This window comes from Methylobacterium sp. 4-46, assembly GCF_000019365.1.
Lineage (GTDB): Bacteria > Pseudomonadota > Alphaproteobacteria > Rhizobiales > Beijerinckiaceae > Methylobacterium.
Genome location: NC_010511.1, coordinates 3,562,936 through 3,578,367, shown reverse-complemented (window position 1 = coordinate 3,578,367; position 15,432 = coordinate 3,562,936). Strand labels below are relative to the sequence as shown.

Genomic DNA, 15,432 nt, shown 5'->3' with positions numbered 1-15,432 from the left:
GCAGAGCCTATGCCGCGCCTCAGGCGGGATGGAGCGCAACGTTCTCGTAAGGTTAACGCCGCGCCGATGTGATCTCGGGCGCGCGCTGCCACAATTTCGACGCGGACGGGCGCCGTGGGGCTGGCGCGGCGGCCTGCCTCGCCCTATGGGTTGCCGCAGCAGGGGCGGGGGCCGATTCGGCCCGCGTCGTCACGGTCCGGACATCGTCCACGCGGGGTATTCCCCGCGCGACCGCCCCGATCAAGGGAGAGCGGCAACGCTCTCCCTTCTTTTTGTCCGGCGCGCCGTCGCGCCGGCTTCCCTTTTTGTCCGGCGCTCCGTCGTCGCGCCGGCTTGCGGCGGCGCCGCCGGACGGTCACGGTAGCGGAATGGATGCGACCCCCGATCTGCCGCGCCCGCCCCGGGTGCCGGTCTTCAACATGCCGGGCGTGGTCTCGGCCGCGGTCGGCCTGCTCGTCCTGATCCAGGCGGGCCGGGTGCTGATCCCCGACACCTGGGACATCACGCTCCTCGTCGACCTCGCGCTGGTGCCGGCCCGCGCGACCCTCGCGCTCGATCCCGGCCGGGCGGACGAGGTGGTGCGGGCCGCCGCCTCCTGGCCCGGCAGCCCCCTGGAGGTGCAGGCGCGCGCGGCCTTCGCCAACTACATCGTGGCCGAGAACGCCGCGATGCCCTGGACCTTCGTGACCTACGGGCTGCTGCACGGCTCCTGGGCGCACGTCCTCCTCAACGGCCTCTGGCTGGCGGCCTTCGGCACCCCGGTGGCGCGGCGCTGCGGCGCGTGGCGCTTCTGCGCCATCGCGCTCGCCGCGACGGTCGCGGGCGGGGCGCTGCACGTGCTGCTCGATCCGCTCAGTTCGCTGCCCCTCGTCGGCGCCTCGGCGGGCGTCTCCGGGCTGATGGCGGCCGCGACCCGCTTCGTCTTCCAGCCCGTGCCCGATGCGGGCGCGGCGCCGGGGCTGCTGCCCTGGCAGCGCCCGGTCCCGTCCCGTCTGCAGACCATCCCGGAACTCCTGCGCAACCGCGCCGCCGCCCTGTTCCTCGTGATCTGGTTCGTCACCAACCTGCTCTTCGGCCTGCTCGCGGTGCCCCTCGGCATCAGCGACGCGAGCGTCGCCTGGGACGCGCATCTCGGCGGGTTCCTGGCCGGCTTCGTCCTGCTGCCGCTGCTGGAGCCCCGGCGCCGCTGAACGCTGCGGAGGAGCGCGGCCTGTCGGGAAGTCGAGGTTGCAAGGTGACGCGGCTGACCACACACTCGGGGTGGAACGACAATCCGGCCCGGCCGCCCGGCGAGGCGGCGAGGGAAGGCCGGATCCGGACGAGGAGGAAGCGATGACCGTTGCGCGTATCCTGTCCCAGAAGGGGCGCACCGTGGTGACGGTGCAGCCCCACCGCACGCTCTCCGAGGCGGCGACCCTGCTCGCCGAGAAGGGCATCGGCGCCCTCGTGGTGAGCGATGCCGGCCTCTCGGTGCTGGGCATCATCTCGGAGCGCGACATCATCCGGGCGGTCGCCCGCCACGGCGCGGAGGCGCTCGATCACTCCATCTCGCGCCACATGACCGGGCGCGTCGTCACCTGCACCCGCGGCACCGCCATCGAGGAGGTCATGGAGCTGATGACGGACGGGCGCTTCCGCCACGTTCCGGTCGTGGAGGAGGACCGCCTCGTCGGCCTCGTCTCGATCGGCGACGTCGTGAAGCACCGCATCGCCCTGGTCGAGGCCGAGCAGCAGGCCCTGCGGGAATACATCGCCACCGCCTGACGCCCGCGCCGCGCCGGCCGCCGCGCCGGAAGCGCGTCCGGCGGGCGGCCCGGGAGGGCCGCGGCGGGCGGCCGTCAGCCCGGAAGGGCCGCGGCGGCCACGACTTCGCGGATCTCCGGGAGCATCTTGCGGGCGGCCTGACGCCCGAGCTCGATGCACTCCTCGGCCCGGTGGAACTCGAACAGGCCCATCTGGGCGAGCTTCGGGTTGATCATCACGTCGGGCGGGTCGCCCGCGAGGCGCGAGCGCGAAATCCGGTCCTGCGTGATGTTGAAGGCGTCCACCATCACGCTGGCGATGCCCCCCGGCATGCCGGGGTCGAGCCGGGGCTTGGGCGCGCGCTGGGCGCGCAGCCGCGGCCAGCGGCGCGGCGCCTCGGTCAGGGTCTCCACAGCCTCGTTCGCGGCCGCCTCGACCACGCTCGCGTCGCCGCCATGCGCCTGGATCACGGTCCCGCGGATGCGGATGTCGCCGTTGAGGTTCACGCACAGGACGACGTCCGCGCCCAGGGCGCGGGCCACCGTCACCGGCACCGGGTTCACGAGCGCCCCGTCCATCAGCCAGCGGCCGCCGACCTTGACCGGGTCGAAGATGCCCGGGAGCGCGTAGGAGGCGCGCACCGCCTCGACGACGCCGCCGCGGGTGAGCCAGATCTCGTGGCCGCTGCCGAGTTCGGTCGCGACGGTCGCGAAGGTGACGGGCAGGGCCTCGATGCATTGCCCGCCGAGGTCGCGCTCCAGCAACTGGCGCAGCCGCTCGCCCGCGATGAGGCCGGAGCCGCTCAGGTGGAAGTCGAGCAGGCCCATCACCCGGCGCTTCGTCAGCGAGAGGGCGAACTCCTTGAGGGCGGCGAGCTTGCCGCCCGCGTAGCAGGCCCCGACGGCGGCGCCGATCGAGCAGCCCGCCACCACGTCGATCCCGAATCCCGCTTCCTCCAGAGCTTCGATCACGCCGATATGCGACCAGCCCCGGGCGGCGCCGCCTCCGAGGGCGAGGCCGAGCTTGGGGCGGCGGGGGCGGGGCCCGGGCCGGGGCGGCTCGTCCGAGAGGCTCGCGCCCCCGCCCCCGCCGCCCGCATCCGCGAGGCGACGGGTCGGCCCTGCCGAAAAGAGACCCAGGCCGTCCCACATCATGACGTTCGACTCCCGTGACGTCCGCTTGCCCTGCGGAACCCGTGCCAAGCGGGCATTACTGGAAACCAGTCTGCGCCGGATCTATCAATCGATTCTCAACGACAGGGGTTTCATCGCTCCGTCCTAGACTTTCGGCGCGGGATTTTTTGCCGGCTCACCCGTGCCGGCCGGGCCGTCCTGGCGGGCGCCCGGCCCGGCCGCGCAGGGCGCTCGCGGCGGGGCATGGAGCGAGCGGCAAGGCGCGGCGGCAAGGAGCGGGGGGCAAGGAGCGGAGGGGGCGGCGTCAGGCCCGCATCAGCCGGGGCGTGCCGAAGCGGGGCAGGATGCCCTCGCGCATCACCGCGCGGCGCAGGGGGGCGATGGTCGAGAGGGCGAGGAGTCCGGCGCCGCGCAGGAGGTCGGCCGGGAGCAGGCCCGAGAGCAGGCTGCGGTTGAGGGCGTCGACGGCGCCGCTGCGCAGGCGGGCATCGAGCGCCCGGCCGCGGGCGAAGCGCCCGAGCAGCGCCTCGCCGCCGGGATCCGCGCCGCCCTGCCGCGCCTCGACCAGCAGGTCGCGCAGGGCCGCGGCGTCGCGCAGCCCGAGATTCAGGCCCTGCGCGCCGATCGGCGGGAAGACGTGGGCGGCCTCGCCGACCAGGGCGAGGCGGGGCGCGACCGGGCGCGTCGCGAGGAGGCCCCGCATCGGCACGACCCCGCGCGGCCCGTCGATCGCCATGCGGCCGAGCAGGGCCTGGGCCCGCCGCTCCACGGCGGCGGCGAGGGCCGCGTCGTCGAGGCCGCGCAGCCGCTCCGCCTTCTCGGCCGCCGTCACCCAGACCAGGCTCGACCGGCGCCCGCCCGGGAGCGGCACCAGGGTGAAGGGCCCCTGCCGGGTGTGGAACTCGGTCGAGATCTCGCGGTGGTCGCGGGCGTGGGACAGGATGGTGGTGAGCGCCGCCTGCGGGTAGTCCCAGCGCCGCACCGGGATCCCGGCCGCCTCGCGCAGGGGCGAGCGGGCGCCGTCCGCGGCGACGACGAGCCGGGCCCGCACCTGCGCCCCCCCTTCGAGCGTGACGGTCGCGGCCCCGCCTGCCGGCGCGGCGCCGGCCACGTCCTCCTCGATCAGGGTCAGGCCCGGCGCCGCGCGGGCGCAGGCGCGCAGGGCCTCGACCAGGCGCGCGCTCTCGACGTTCCAGCCGAAGGCGCCGAGGCCGATCTCCGCCGCGACGAAGCGGGCCGGCGGCGGTCGGAACAGGCTGCCTGTGTCGTCGATGAGGTGCAGTTCGGCCAGGGCGGCGGCGGAGGGCGCGATCGCCTCCCAGGCTCCCAGCGCCCCGAGGAAGCGCACCGACCCGTCGAGCAGCGCGACGGTGCGCCCGTCCGCCACCGGGGCGTGCCGGCCGAGGAGGGCGGTGCGCAGCCCGTCGCGGGACAGGGCGAGGGCCGCGGCCAGGCCGGCCGCGCCCGCCCCCACCACGGCGACCTCGAAGTCGGGATTCTCTGCCTCGCCCACGCCGACACTCCCCAGGATGACTTGCGGGCAAGATGGGGGCGGTCCGCGCCCGGCGCCATTGCCGAAACCGTCGCGGCACCTATGATCCGCCCGGCTCGAGAGACGAGGGCGGGAGGATCCGATGCCGAAGGCGATCCGGGTGCACGAATATGGCGGCCCCGAGGTGATGCGCTACGAGGAGGTCGACCTCCCGGCGCCCGGCCCGGGCCAGATCCGCGTGCGGCAGCGGGCGGTGGGCGTCAACTTCATCGACATCTACTTCCGCTCCGGCCTCTACAAGGCGCCGCAGCTGCCCTTCACCCCCGGCAACGAGGGGACCGGCGAGGTGGTGGCGGTGGGCGAGGGCGTCGCCGGCCTCGCGGTCGGCGACCGGGTCGCCTACGGCTCGGCCGCGCAGACCTACGCGCAGGAGGCGGTGATCGAGGCCCGGATGGCCGTCAAGGTGCCGGACGGCATCGACGACGCCACGGCCGCCGCCATGATGCTCAAGGGGCTCACCGCCCAGTACCTGCTGCGCAAGACCTATCGGGTGCAGCCCGGCGACACGATCCTGTTCCACGCCGCGGCGGGCGGCGTCGGCCTCATCGCCACGCAATGGGCCAAGCATCTCGGCGCGACGGTGATCGGCACGGTGGGCTCCCGGGACAAGGCGGAACTCGCCAAGCAGCACGGCTGCGACCACGTCATCCTCTACCGCGACGAGGATTTCGCGGCCCGGGTCAAGGAGATCACCGGCGGCAAGGGCTGCGCGGTGGTCTACGACGGCGTCGGCCAGGCGACCTACCCGGCCTCCCTCGACTGCCTGCGGCCCTTCGGCATGTTCGTGAGCTTCGGCAACGCCTCGGGCGTGATCGAGAATTTCAACATCGGGCTGCTCGGGCCCAAGGGCTCGCTCTACGCCACCCGGCCGACGCTGTTCACGCACGTGGCCGAGCGGGCGAGCCTGGAGGCGATGGCGGATGACCTGTTCGGGGTCGTCGGGAGCGGCGCGGTGAGGATCCCGGTCCACAGCCGGGTGCCGCTGGCCGAGGCCGCGCAGGTCCACCGCGACCTCGCCGGCCGCCAGACCACCGGCGCCACCGTGCTGATCCCGTGATCGTTCCGGCCGAGACCGACGTCCTCCTGGTGGTGGACGTCCAGCGCGACTTCCTCCCCGGCGGCGCCCTCGCGGTGCCGGACGGGGACGCGGTGCTCGGGCCGATCAACGACCTCGGACGGCGTTTCCGGCACGTCGTCCTCACCCAGGACTGGCACCCGCCCGGCCACGCCTCCTTCGCGTCGAGCCACCCGGGCCGCGCGCCCTTCGAGAGCCTGGACCTCGCCTACGGCCCGCAGGTGCTGTGGCCGGACCATTGCGTCATGGGCACGCCCGGCGCGGCGCTGGCGGACGGGCTCGATCTCGCCGGGGCCGAACTGGTGATCCGCAAGGGCTACCGGCCCGGCATCGACAGCTACTCGGCCTTCCTTGAGGCGGACCGGCGCACGACGACCGGGCTCGCGGGCTACCTGCGCGAGCGCGGCCTCGCGCGGGTCGTGCTGTGCGGGCTCGCCACGGATTTCTGCGTCGGCTGGAGCGCCCTCGACGCGCGGGCGGCCGGGTTCGAGGCCGTGGTCGTCGAGGAGGCCTGCCGGGGGATCGATCAGGCGGGCTCGCTCGCGCGCGCCTGGGAGGCGATGGCGCGCGCGGGTGTCGCGCGGGTGTCCCTCGCGGCGATCGGCGGCTGAGCCGCCGCGGTTCTCGCGGCTCAGACCGCGATCCCGTGCAGGTCGTAGGTGTCGGCGCGCTCGATCTTCACCGTGACGATGTCGCCCGCCCGCACCGGGCGCCGGGAGGCGACGTGGACGCTGCCGTCGATCTCCGGCGCGTCGGATTTGGAGCGGCCCCTGGCGACGGTCGGCCCGGCCTCGTCGATGATCACCGGCAGGCGCTTGCCGACCTTGGCCCTCTGCAGCCGCAGCGACACGGCGGCCTGGGCCTCCATGAAGCGGCGGTAGCGCTCCGCCTTGACCTCGTCGGGGACCGGGGGCGCGACCTCGTTCGCGGCGGCGCCCCGGACCGGCTCGTAGGGGAAGCAGCCGACCCGCTCCAGCTTCGCCTCGGCGAGCCAGGACAGCAGCTCCTCGAACTCGGCCTCGGTCTCGCCCGGGAAGCCGACGATGAAGGTCGAGCGGATGGCGAGGTCGGGGCAGACCGAGCGCCAGCCGCGGATGCGCTCCAGCATCTTCTCCTGGTTGGCGGGGCGGCGCATGCGCCGCAGCACCGAGGGGCTCGCGTGCTGGAGCGGCATGTCGAGGTAGGGCAGCACCTTGCCCTCCGCCATGAGCGGGATGACCTCGTCCACGTGCGGGTAGGGATAGACGTAGTGCAGGCGCACCCAGACGCCGAGCTCGCCGAGGGCCCGGGCGAGGTCGACGAAGCGCGCCCGCACCTCGCCGTCGCGCCAGGGGCTCGCCGCGTAGCGCAGGTCGACCCCGTAGGCGCTGGTGTCCTGGGAGATGACGAGGAGTTCCTTGACGCCCGCCTTCACCAGCTTCTCGGCCTCGCGCAGCACGTCGCCGGCCGGGCGGCTGACGAGGTCGCCGCGCAGGGACGGGATGATGCAGAACGTGCAGCGGTTGTTGCAGCCCTCGGAAATCTTCAGGTAGGCGTAGTGGCGCGGCGTCAGCTTCACGCCCTGGGGCGGCACGAGGTCGAGGTAGGGATCGTGCGCGGGCGGCACCGCCTCGTGCACGGCCGCGACCACGGATTCGTAGGCCTGCGGGCCGGTGACCGCGAGCAGGTTCGGGTAGCGCTCGCGGATCTCCTCGGGCTGCGCCCCCATGCAGCCGGTGACGATCACCCGGCCGTTCTCGGCCATCGCCTCGCCGATCGCCTGCAGGGATTCCGCCTTGGCGGAATCGAGGAAGCCGCAGGTGTTGACGATGACGACGTCGGCGCCGTCGTGCTTGCGGGCGAGTTCGTACCCCTCCGCGCGCAGGTGCGTGAGGATCCGCTCGGAATCGACGAGGGCCTTCGGGCAGCCGAGCGACACGAAGGAGATCTTGGGGGCAGCACTCATCAGGGGATGCATCGCTCGCCCGCCCCGCGGCGGGAGGAGCGCGAGCAGGCCTGATCGGGGGAGGGAGGGTGTTCGGGGCGGCGCCATAGCACGAGGGCGCGCGCGCGTCACGCGAGGCCCGAGCGCGCACCCGCGCGGCGGGCCCCGCAGGCCCGCGGCAAGCCCCGCAGGGCCCCGCGGCAAGCCCAGCGGCAAGCCCCGCAGGGCGTCGTGGCAAGCCCCGCAGGGCCGTGGCAAGCCCCGGCGGGGCGCACCCGCCGGCCGCCCTCTGCCGCCGGGGGATCCGCGCAACCTCCGCACAAGGCTGACCCCCAACATGGGGCGCGATCAGGCTCCCATCGTCTCACCCCGAGGGCGGTTCATCGATGTCAGGTCGCGAACAGGCCGAGAGGCTCTGGAACAACATCATCGAGCTCGGCGCCCGGCGCCTCGCGGCGCTCGGCATCATCGGGCTGACGGTGTTCCTCGCGGTCGGGCTCGGCGCCTATTACCTCAGCCGCCCCGCCCAGGAGACCCTCTACGGGGGATTGAGCCGCGACGATGTCGGCCGCATCGGCTCGGTGCTGAAGGACGCCAACATCCCCTTCGACGTCAGCACCGACGGCACCGCCGTGCTGGTCCCCTACGGGCACACCGCCCAGGCGCGCATGCTGCTCGCCGAGAAGGGCCTGCCGCAGAGCTCGAAATCCGGCTACGAGCTGTTCAACGACCTCGGCTCCCTCGGCCTCACCTCCTTCATGCAGGAGGTGACGCGGGTGCGCGCCCTGGAGGGCGAGATCGCCCGCACCATCCAGACCATGAAGGGCGTGAAGGCGGCGCGGGTCCACATCGTGCTGCCGGATCGCGGCTCGTTCCGGCGCGAGCAGCAGCCGCCCTCCGCCTCGGTGGTGGTGCGCACCGAGCCGGCCGACGACGGCAGCGGCGCCCAGGCGATCCGCCACCTCGTCGCCTCGGCGATCCCGGGCATGAAGCCCGAGCGCGTCACCGTGATCGGCACCGACGGGACGCTGCTCCTCTCCGGCGACGACGTCGGCAACGCCCCGACCGGCAAGATGGCGAACCTGGAGAAGCTCGTGAACCGCGAGATCCAGGACAACATCCGCCGCACCCTGACGCCCTATCTGGGCGTCGGCAATTTCGAGGTCAGCGTCGCGGCCCGGCTCAACACCGACAAGACGAGCACCAACGAGACGATCTTCAACCCCGACCAGCGGGTCGAGCGCTCCGTCAAGGCGACGCGGGAGACCGAGAACTCGCAGAACCGCTCCTCGCAGCGGCCGACCACGGCCCAGCAGAACCTGCCCGACCAGCGCACGCGCTCGGACGGGAACGACACGTCGAGCACCGAGACCCAGAAGCGCGAGGACCTCACCAATTACGAGATCTCCTCGAAGACCATCCAGACGGTGAGCGACGGCTACGGGATCAAGCAGATCTCGGTGGCGGTGCTGGTGAACAAGTCTCGCCTGTCCTCGCTCGCCGGCCCCAACGCGCCGCCCGCCGCGATCGACCAGCAGATCGGCGAGATCGAGCAGCTCGTCGCCTCGGCGGCCGGCTTCAGCAAGGAGCGCGGCGACCACGTCAAGGTCGCGGCGGTGGGCTTCGTCAACGACGGGGCGCCCCTCGAGCCGGTGCCGCCGCTCAGCCTGACCGAGGTGCTGATGCGCCAGTCGGCGACGCTGATCAACGCCGCCACCATCCTGGTCGTCGCCTCCCTGCTGATCTGGTTCGGCCTGCGCCCGGCCCTCCGGGCCATCCTGGAAGTCCCGGCGGCCGAGCAGGAGATCGCGGCCCTCGCGGCCGAGGGCGCGGCAGGCGCGGTGCCGGCGCTGCCGGGCGCCGAGGCCGGGAGTGCCGCCGCGGGCCTGCTCGAAGGCTCGCCGGAGGCGGCGGCCCTCGCGGCCGCGGGCGGCACGCCGGGGCCCGCGCAGCTCGGCCCGCCCGTCATGGCGAGCCTGATCGACGATCTCACCAACCGCATGAACTCCTCGCCGCAGAAGAAGCTGGAGCAGATGATCGAGTTCGACGAGGAGCAGGCCGCCAACATCCTCAAGCGCTGGCTGATGCGTGAGGAGCCGGCCTGATGACCGCGATCTTCGCCCGCTACCTGCCCGATTTCTCGGCGGAGACCTCCGCCGCCGCCGAGGCCGAGCCCCTCGCCGTCCTGCTGCGCTCCGCGCGCCGCTCGGCGGAGCCGCCCCCGCCCCCGCCCCCGGCGGAGGACCGCGAGGCCCTGCTGCGGGAGGCCGAGGAGCGCGGCCGGAGGCTCGGCCGGGCCCAGGCGGCGGCCGAGACCGCCGCCGCCCTGGACGCCGCCCTCGCCGAATCCCAGGCCGTCGCCGACGCGCAGATGCGCGAATCCCGCCGGGCCTGGGCCGAGGAGGAGGGCCAGGTCCTCGCGGCGGCGCTGATCCGGGCGACGGGCGAGATCGAGGCCCGGCTGGCCGCGCGCCTGGCCCACCTGCTCCTGCCGGTTCTCGGCGAGGCGGTGCGCGCCCGCGCCGTCGCCGAGTTGCGCGACGCGATCGCGCGGCTCCTCGCGGATGCCGCCAAGCCGGCCGTCCGGGTGAGCGGCCCGCAGGACCTGCTCGACGCGCTCGCGGCGGCGCTCGGCCCGCAGGCGCAGGGGATCGCCTTCGCGCCCGCGCAGGGGGCGGACGTGACCGTGACGGCGGAGGACGCGGTGATCGAGTCGCAGCTCGCCGCCTGGACCGGCCTGCTCTCGGCGGCGGTGACGGAGGCCTGAGATGGCGGACGAGGCCCACGAGATCATCATCGTCCGTCGCCGCGGCGACGACGAGGACGGCCATCACAGCGCCGCCTGGAAGATCGCGCTCGCCGACTTCATGACCGCCATGATGTCGCTCTTCCTGGTGCTGTGGCTGGTCAACTCGACCAGCAAGGAGACGAAGAGCGCGATCGCCGACTACTTCAACCCGATCCGCCTCGCCGAGATGTCCCCCGAGAAGAAGGGGCTGCGCGATCCGACCAACGCGCCGAGCGACAGCGGCGAGCCCGGCAAGACCGGCGAGAGCAAGGGCGGCGAGGGCAAGGGCAAGGATTCCTCGACGAGCGGCTCCGCCAGCCGCGCCAAGGAGGCGGCCCTGTTCCAGGATCCCTACGCGGTCCTGGCGAAGCTCGCCGCCGAGGCCGATGCGGAGCGGCCCGGCGACGCCTCCTCGGCCGACGCGGTCACCGTCCAGGAGGGCAAGCCGGGCGTGACCGGCGGCGAGGCGGCCCGCGACCCCTTCGACCCGCTCTACTGGCAGGTCGCCCCGCTGCCGCAGGCGCGCAGCGAGACGCCCGGCCCGATCAACACCGTGGCGAAGACCCCCAGCCGCGTCGATGCCAGGGCGGCGCTGCCGAATGCGGCGCGCGAGGGTCGGACGGGGCTGGACCTGGTGCCGAAGGAGATCGCCGACCTGCTCAAGCCGCCGGGCGCGAAGCCGGAGCGGACCGAGGCCAAACCCGCCGAGGCCAAACCCGCCGAGGCCAAGCCTGCGGAGGCCAAGCCTGCGGAGGCCAAGCCCGCGGAGGCCAAGCCCGCGGAGGTCAAGCCCGCGGCCGTCGCGCCGGTCGACGCCAAGGCCGCGGAGCCGGGCGAGAACGCCGCCCTGGCCGAGCTCAAGGCGGAGGTCCTGAAGGCGGTCCAGCCCCTCGCGACCGGAGCACCGGCCCCGAAGGTCGAGGTGCGCCGCACCGGCGAAGGCACGCTCATCAGCATCACGGACGAGCTCAATTTCAGCATGTTCAACGTCGGTTCGGCCGAGCCGCAGGCGAAGGTGGTCAAGGCCCTGGAGCGCATCGCCAAGGTGCTGAGCAGCCGGCCGGGCCAGATCGTCCTGCGCGGCCACACGGATGCGCGCCCGTTCAAGTCGGAGAGCTACGACAACTGGCGCCTGTCGAGCGCCCGGGCGCAGATGGCGGCCTACATGCTGATCCGCGGCGGCGTCGCGGAGCGCCGCATCGTCCGGATCGAGGGCCACGCCGACCGGCAGCCGCGCAATCCCTCCGATCCGATGGCCGCCGAGAACCGGCGCATCGAGATCCTGCTGCGGGAGAAGCCCGAGTGACGGGCCAGAGGGTCCCGCGCGCCCTCGGGCGGCCCGTCGCGCTGGCCCTGCTCTGCGGCCTGGTCCTCGCCGGCGCCGCGCGGGCGGAGGGGGGCGGGGCGGGCGGCCACGGCGACGGCAAGGCCGAGGGCGCGGCCGGTTCCGGCCACGCGGCGAGCCCTCCGGCGGCGGGCGGCGGTGGCGGGCACGGCGGTTCCGCCGCCGCGGCGGTCGTCGCGCCGCTGCCGGTCGCGCCGCGCAGCCTGTCGGTCGAGCTCGTGCGCACGCTGCAGCTCCTTCAGGACCGCATCGCCCGCGGCGGCACCCAGGCCCACCTCGCCCAGCGCCAGCTCATCGCGCATATCGAGCAGCGCCTGATCGGGCTCGAACCGGAGACCTGGGGCAAGCCCGCCAACGTGCAGGCCGCCGTGACCTTCGCGCTCGCCGGCGGCGGGCCGGGCGTGCTCCGGCGCGTGATCGAGGCCGGCAGCCTGCCGGATTCCGAGGCGCCGCTCCTGCAGGGAGCCCTCGCCTTCCTGGAGGGGCGCGAGAGGGACGCCCGCACGGTGCTCACCAAGCTCGACGCGCAGACCCTTCCGGCCAGCCTCGGCGGCCAGGTCGCCCTCGCGCAATCCGCCCTGGTGGTGCGCGAGAATCCCGATCAGGCCCTCCGGCTCCTCGATCTCGCCCGGCTGCTCGCCCCGGGCACGCTGGTGGAGGAGGGGGCGCTGCGCCGCGAGGTGTTCGTCCTCGCCCAGGCGGGCAACATCCCGCGCTTCGAGGCGCTCTCGATCCAGTACCTGCGGCGCTTCCGGCACTCGGTCTACGCGGGCAATTTCCGCCAGCGCTTCGCCGCGGCGCTCACCCGCCTCAAATACGGCGACGACCCGGTCCGGATCGGGCGCCTGGAAGCGATGCTGGCCGAGATCGAGCCCGAGGGGCGGGGCGACCTCTACCTGCTCGTCGCCCGGGCGGCGGTGGAGCAGGGGGAGATGCGGGCCGCGGTCTTCGCCGCCAACCGCGCGGCGGCCCTGGTCGAGGCCGGCAGCGTGAGGGCGGCCCAGGCCCGGCTCTACCGGGCGGCGGCCGCGATCGCCACGCCGGACGGGTTCGACGGCGCCTACGCGGTGCTGCGCAGCCTGGACCGCGCGGCCCTGCCGAGCGCGGATGCCGGTCTGCTCGACGCCGCCCTGTCGACGGCGGCGCAGATCCGCCGCGACCTGCCGCCCGCTCCCGCGACTCCTCCCGAGGAGGCCGCCGACGGCAAGCGGCCCGTCCCCCAGGCCAAGACGATCGCCCGCGCCCAGGAGGCGATCGAACAGATCGACGACATGATGCGGAGGACGCGCCCATGAACGCCCTCGACAGCCTCCACGGCCTGATCCGGATCGCCGTCGACGCGACGTCCGGCCGGGGATCCTCGGACGGGGATGGCCGGGCCCCCTCCGGCCAGGACAGCTTCGACACGGTGCTCGATGCCCTGGACGAGCGCCGCGACGCGCCGGCCCGGGGCCCGGCCGCCCTCATCGCGCCGGCGCCGCCGAAGCAGGAACGGGCCGCCGCGCTCCTGCAGCGCCTCAGCGCGCTGGCGGCCGGCGAGGGGGACGGCGCCGCCTCGACCGAGGCCCCGGGCCCCGCACCCGCGACGGCGCCGGAGCGGCCGGATGTCGCGAATGCCCTCACCGCCGCGCTCGCGCAGGAAGCCGTGGCCGCCCTCGCGGCCCAGCTCGGCGCGTTCGGCGCGTCCGCCTCGGTCGCCGCCGCGGATCAGACGGCTGCGCCGGCGGTCCCCGCTCAGCCTCCGGCGCTGCTCGCGCCCGGCACCGGGCCGGCGCCGGTCGCGACCGTCCTGCCGCCTGCGACGGTCCTGGCGCAGGAAACCCACTTCAACCCGGTCATGCCGCAGCTGCTGGCGGCCGGGCCCGAGGCCGGCGGGGATCCCGTCGCGGCGCTCGCCGCCCTCACCCAGGAGGCCGAGCCGCCTCCGGCCGGGGAGGCCGCGCCGCGCCTGCTCCGGCCCGACGCCCTCGCTGCGTCCGGTGCCGCGGGCGGACGCGCCGGCGTGGGCGCCCCGCGGCCCTCCGGTCCGACCGGGGCGGCGAGCGGGCCGTCGCGCCCGCAGCGCGCGGACGCGCCTTCGACCGACCCGACCTGGGCCGCAGGGGGGCCGGCGAGGGCCCTCGCCACGCCGAGCGCCACCGCGACGACCGGGTGGCCGAACCGGGTCCAGGATTCCTCCGCACCCGCCCGCGATGCGGCAGCGCCCGCGACGGCGCCCCGGCCGGATGCGGCCGGCTCGGCCGCCCTCCTGGCCTCCGCGGCGCCGGTCCCCGAGCTGCCCGCGAGCAGGCAGGCGGCGGGATCCTCCTCGTCGCCGCAGGCCGCCCTCGCGTCGGCTCCGGCGGGCGACGCGGGCGCGCGGCCGGCAGCTTCCGCGCCCGCCGCGTCGCAGCCGGTGGCGGGCCCGTCGGCCCGCGCGGGGATCGCGCCGCGGCCCCTCGGGCCCGGCGGTCGGGCCGGCCGCGACTCCGGCGCCGCGGGCGAGAACCGGGCCGTCGGCGATCGGGCAGGGGACGGGTTCGGCGGCACGGACGCGCCGGGGCCGGCCAAGGCCGGTCCTGTCGCGCCGGCGGCCGCCGAGGGCGGGCGCCAGGAGGCCCGTGCGCCGATCCGCGCGCATGCCGGGACGCCGACGGTGGCCGCCGAACCTGTCGCGGGAATGACGGCTGCCGGGTTCCCGGCCGAGGCGCCGCGCCCGGGCGACGCGGGCGATCCGGGGGCGCTCGCCCTGCCGGTGAATGCGGCCGGTGCGGCCGCGAGGCCGTCATCCGCACCTCCTCCGGGCGCGCCGCCCTCGGGCGCCCTGCCCTCCGCCACGCTGCCGCACCTCGTGGCCTCTCTCGACGCGCAGGGCGGACCGAGCACCGCGATGGCGGCCGGACCGCTGCGCATCCTGACGCTCCAGCTGAGACCGGCCGATCTCGGCTCGGTCACGGTGACGATGCGCCTGCGCGACGGGCAGCTCGACATGAGTCTCAAGACCAGCCGTGCCGAGACGGCGGAGATGCTGCGCAAGGATGCGGACCTCCTCGCCGGACTGCTGCGGGAGGCCGGATACCGGCCCGACAGCATCGGCATCCAGGCGGCGGATTCCCGGGGCAGCGGCCCGCAGGGCTTCGCGTCCCCGGCAGGGAGCGGAGGGTTCGGCGCGCCGGGCGGCGGACAGCCTTCCTTCGCCGACGGGTCCGACCACCCGGCCCGCCGCCAGGAGGCGGGTGCCGACCAGCGCGCCGGAGCGCGAGGGAACACGCAGGATGAGACGGGTTCGCAGTCCAATTCTGGCCGCAGCGGCGTTTATCTCTAGCGCCGGGCCGGTCGCCGCCAATGTCTGCGAGCGCGAGATGGCGCAGGCGGCGACGCGGCACGGCGTGCCGCTCGGCATGCTCTACGCGGTGGGGCTCACCGAGAGCGGCAAGCGCGGCTCGCTGCAGCCCTTCGCCATGAACATCGAGGGGAAGCCGTATTTCGGCAGCAGCGTCGCGGACGTGCGCGCCAAGTTCGACGAGGCCCGGCGCCGCGGCGCCCGGCTGATCGATCTCGGCTGCATGCAGATCAACCATCACTTCCACGGGGCCAAGTTCGGCTCCGTCGAGGCGATGCTGGATCCGAAAGCGAATGTCGAATACGCGACGCGGTTCCTCAAGGAGCTGAAGGCCCGCGAGGGCACCTGGACGCTCGCGGTGGCGCGCTATCACGCCGGCCCGAACAACAACCCCGCCCAGAAGCAGTATGTCTGCCAAGTCATCACCAACATGGTGGCGACCGGCTTCGGCACCTGGACGCCTCAGGCGCGGGCCTTCTGCCAGTAGGGCCCGCCCGGCGCGCCCGCGAGCGGCGCGCTCCCCTCACGCGCGGCGAGCCCGGAGGACCGG

The 15,432-nt window shown here is 74.8% G+C and carries 13 protein-coding genes; 10 read left to right on the top strand and 3 right to left on the bottom strand.

Going from position 1 to position 15,432, the window contains the following annotated elements; genetic code table 11:
- Window positions 1-368: 368 nt before the first annotated feature.
- A complete protein-coding gene (locus tag M446_RS15480) occupies window positions 369-1,190 on the top strand; it encodes a rhomboid family intramembrane serine protease (protein ID WP_012333038.1) in 822 nt (273 codons plus the stop codon).
- A 142-nt stretch (window positions 1,191-1,332) separates the two neighbouring features.
- Window positions 1,333-1,764: a CBS domain-containing protein gene (locus M446_RS15475; RefSeq protein ID WP_012333037.1), complete on the top strand. Its 432-nt coding sequence runs from the start codon at window positions 1,333-1,335 to the stop codon at window positions 1,762-1,764.
- Between the two features lie 74 nt (window positions 1,765-1,838).
- Here the strand turns inward: M446_RS15475 and M446_RS15470 are convergent, their stop codons facing one another.
- Window positions 1,839-2,897 (bottom strand): patatin-like phospholipase family protein, encoded by a 1,059-nt coding sequence (locus M446_RS15470; protein ID WP_012333036.1) that lies wholly within the window; start codon window positions 2,895-2,897, stop codon window positions 1,839-1,841.
- 283 nt (window positions 2,898-3,180) lie between these two features.
- Window positions 3,181-4,389: a UbiH/UbiF family hydroxylase gene (locus tag M446_RS15465; protein WP_012333035.1), complete on the bottom strand. Its 1,209-nt coding sequence runs from the start codon at window positions 4,387-4,389 to the stop codon at window positions 3,181-3,183.
- A gap of 121 nt (window positions 4,390-4,510) precedes the next feature.
- Between M446_RS15465 and M446_RS15460 the strand changes: the two genes are divergently transcribed.
- Window positions 4,511-5,485 (top strand): quinone oxidoreductase family protein, encoded by a 975-nt coding sequence (locus M446_RS15460; protein ID WP_012333034.1) that lies wholly within the window; start codon window positions 4,511-4,513, stop codon window positions 5,483-5,485.
- Entirely contained in the window at window positions 5,482-6,114 is a 633-nt protein-coding gene (gene pncA / locus M446_RS15455; protein ID WP_012333033.1) for a bifunctional nicotinamidase/pyrazinamidase, read from the top strand. The genes M446_RS15460 and pncA overlap by 4 nt, the downstream gene beginning before the upstream one ends.
- 20 nt (window positions 6,115-6,134) lie before the next feature.
- Here pncA and rimO read toward each other — a convergent pair whose 3' ends face one another.
- Window positions 6,135-7,460 (bottom strand): 30S ribosomal protein S12 methylthiotransferase RimO, encoded by a 1,326-nt coding sequence (rimO, locus tag M446_RS15450; protein ID WP_012333032.1) that lies wholly within the window; start codon window positions 7,458-7,460, stop codon window positions 6,135-6,137.
- A 353-nt stretch (window positions 7,461-7,813) separates the two neighbouring features.
- Here rimO and fliF point away from each other — a divergent pair, with 353 nt between their 5' ends.
- From fliF to M446_RS15420, 6 genes are read left to right on the top strand one after another with little or no spacing between them, the layout of a single operon-like run.
- Window positions 7,814-9,532 (top strand): flagellar basal-body MS-ring/collar protein FliF, encoded by a 1,719-nt coding sequence (fliF, locus tag M446_RS15445; RefSeq protein WP_012333031.1) that lies wholly within the window; start codon window positions 7,814-7,816, stop codon window positions 9,530-9,532.
- Window positions 9,532-10,194: a hypothetical protein gene (locus tag M446_RS15440; RefSeq protein ID WP_012333030.1), complete on the top strand. Its 663-nt coding sequence runs from the start codon at window positions 9,532-9,534 to the stop codon at window positions 10,192-10,194. Before fliF ends, M446_RS15440 begins: the two co-directional genes overlap by 1 nt.
- 1 nt (window position 10,195) lies before the next feature.
- Window positions 10,196-11,521, top strand: a complete 1,326-nt coding sequence (locus M446_RS15435) for a MotB family protein (protein ID WP_012333029.1) — start codon at window positions 10,196-10,198, stop codon at window positions 11,519-11,521.
- The gene (locus M446_RS15430) at window positions 11,518-12,855 is read left to right on the top strand and encodes a chemotaxis protein MotC (RefSeq protein ID WP_012333028.1); all 1,338 of its coding nucleotides are present in this window, start codon (window positions 11,518-11,520) and stop codon (window positions 12,853-12,855) included. The genes M446_RS15435 and M446_RS15430 overlap by 4 nt, the downstream gene beginning before the upstream one ends.
- Window positions 12,852-14,864: a flagellar hook-length control protein FliK gene (locus M446_RS15425; RefSeq protein ID WP_012333027.1), complete on the top strand. Its 2,013-nt coding sequence runs from the start codon at window positions 12,852-12,854 to the stop codon at window positions 14,862-14,864. The genes M446_RS15430 and M446_RS15425 overlap by 4 nt, the downstream gene beginning before the upstream one ends.
- Window positions 14,815-15,369: a transglycosylase SLT domain-containing protein gene (locus M446_RS15420; protein ID WP_012333026.1), complete on the top strand. Its 555-nt coding sequence runs from the start codon at window positions 14,815-14,817 to the stop codon at window positions 15,367-15,369. Before M446_RS15425 ends, M446_RS15420 begins: the two co-directional genes overlap by 50 nt.
- Window positions 15,370-15,432 lie beyond the last annotated feature (63 nt).

Excerpts from the sequence above, each read along its gene's own strand:
- rimO (WP_012333032.1), bottom strand. The coding sequence starts at position 7,460 with ATGCATCCCCTGATGAGTGCTGCCCCCAAGATCTCCTTCGTGTCGCTC.
- M446_RS15480 (WP_012333038.1), top strand. The coding sequence starts at position 369 with ATGGATGCGACCCCCGATCTGCCGCGCCCGCCCCGGGTGCCGGTCTTC.
- M446_RS15435 (WP_012333029.1), top strand. The coding sequence starts at position 10,196 with ATGGCGGACGAGGCCCACGAGATCATCATCGTCCGTCGCCGCGGCGAC.
- M446_RS15440 (WP_012333030.1), top strand. The coding sequence starts at position 9,532 with ATGACCGCGATCTTCGCCCGCTACCTGCCCGATTTCTCGGCGGAGACC.
- M446_RS15470 (WP_012333036.1), bottom strand. The coding sequence starts at position 2,897 with ATGATGTGGGACGGCCTGGGTCTCTTTTCGGCAGGGCCGACCCGTCGC.
- M446_RS15460 (WP_012333034.1), top strand. The coding sequence starts at position 4,511 with ATGCCGAAGGCGATCCGGGTGCACGAATATGGCGGCCCCGAGGTGATG.
- M446_RS15475 (WP_012333037.1), top strand. The coding sequence starts at position 1,333 with ATGACCGTTGCGCGTATCCTGTCCCAGAAGGGGCGCACCGTGGTGACG.
- M446_RS15425 (WP_012333027.1), top strand. The coding sequence starts at position 12,852 with ATGAACGCCCTCGACAGCCTCCACGGCCTGATCCGGATCGCCGTCGAC.
- M446_RS15420 (WP_012333026.1), top strand. The coding sequence starts at position 14,815 with ATGAGACGGGTTCGCAGTCCAATTCTGGCCGCAGCGGCGTTTATCTCT.
- fliF (WP_012333031.1), top strand. The coding sequence starts at position 7,814 with ATGTCAGGTCGCGAACAGGCCGAGAGGCTCTGGAACAACATCATCGAG.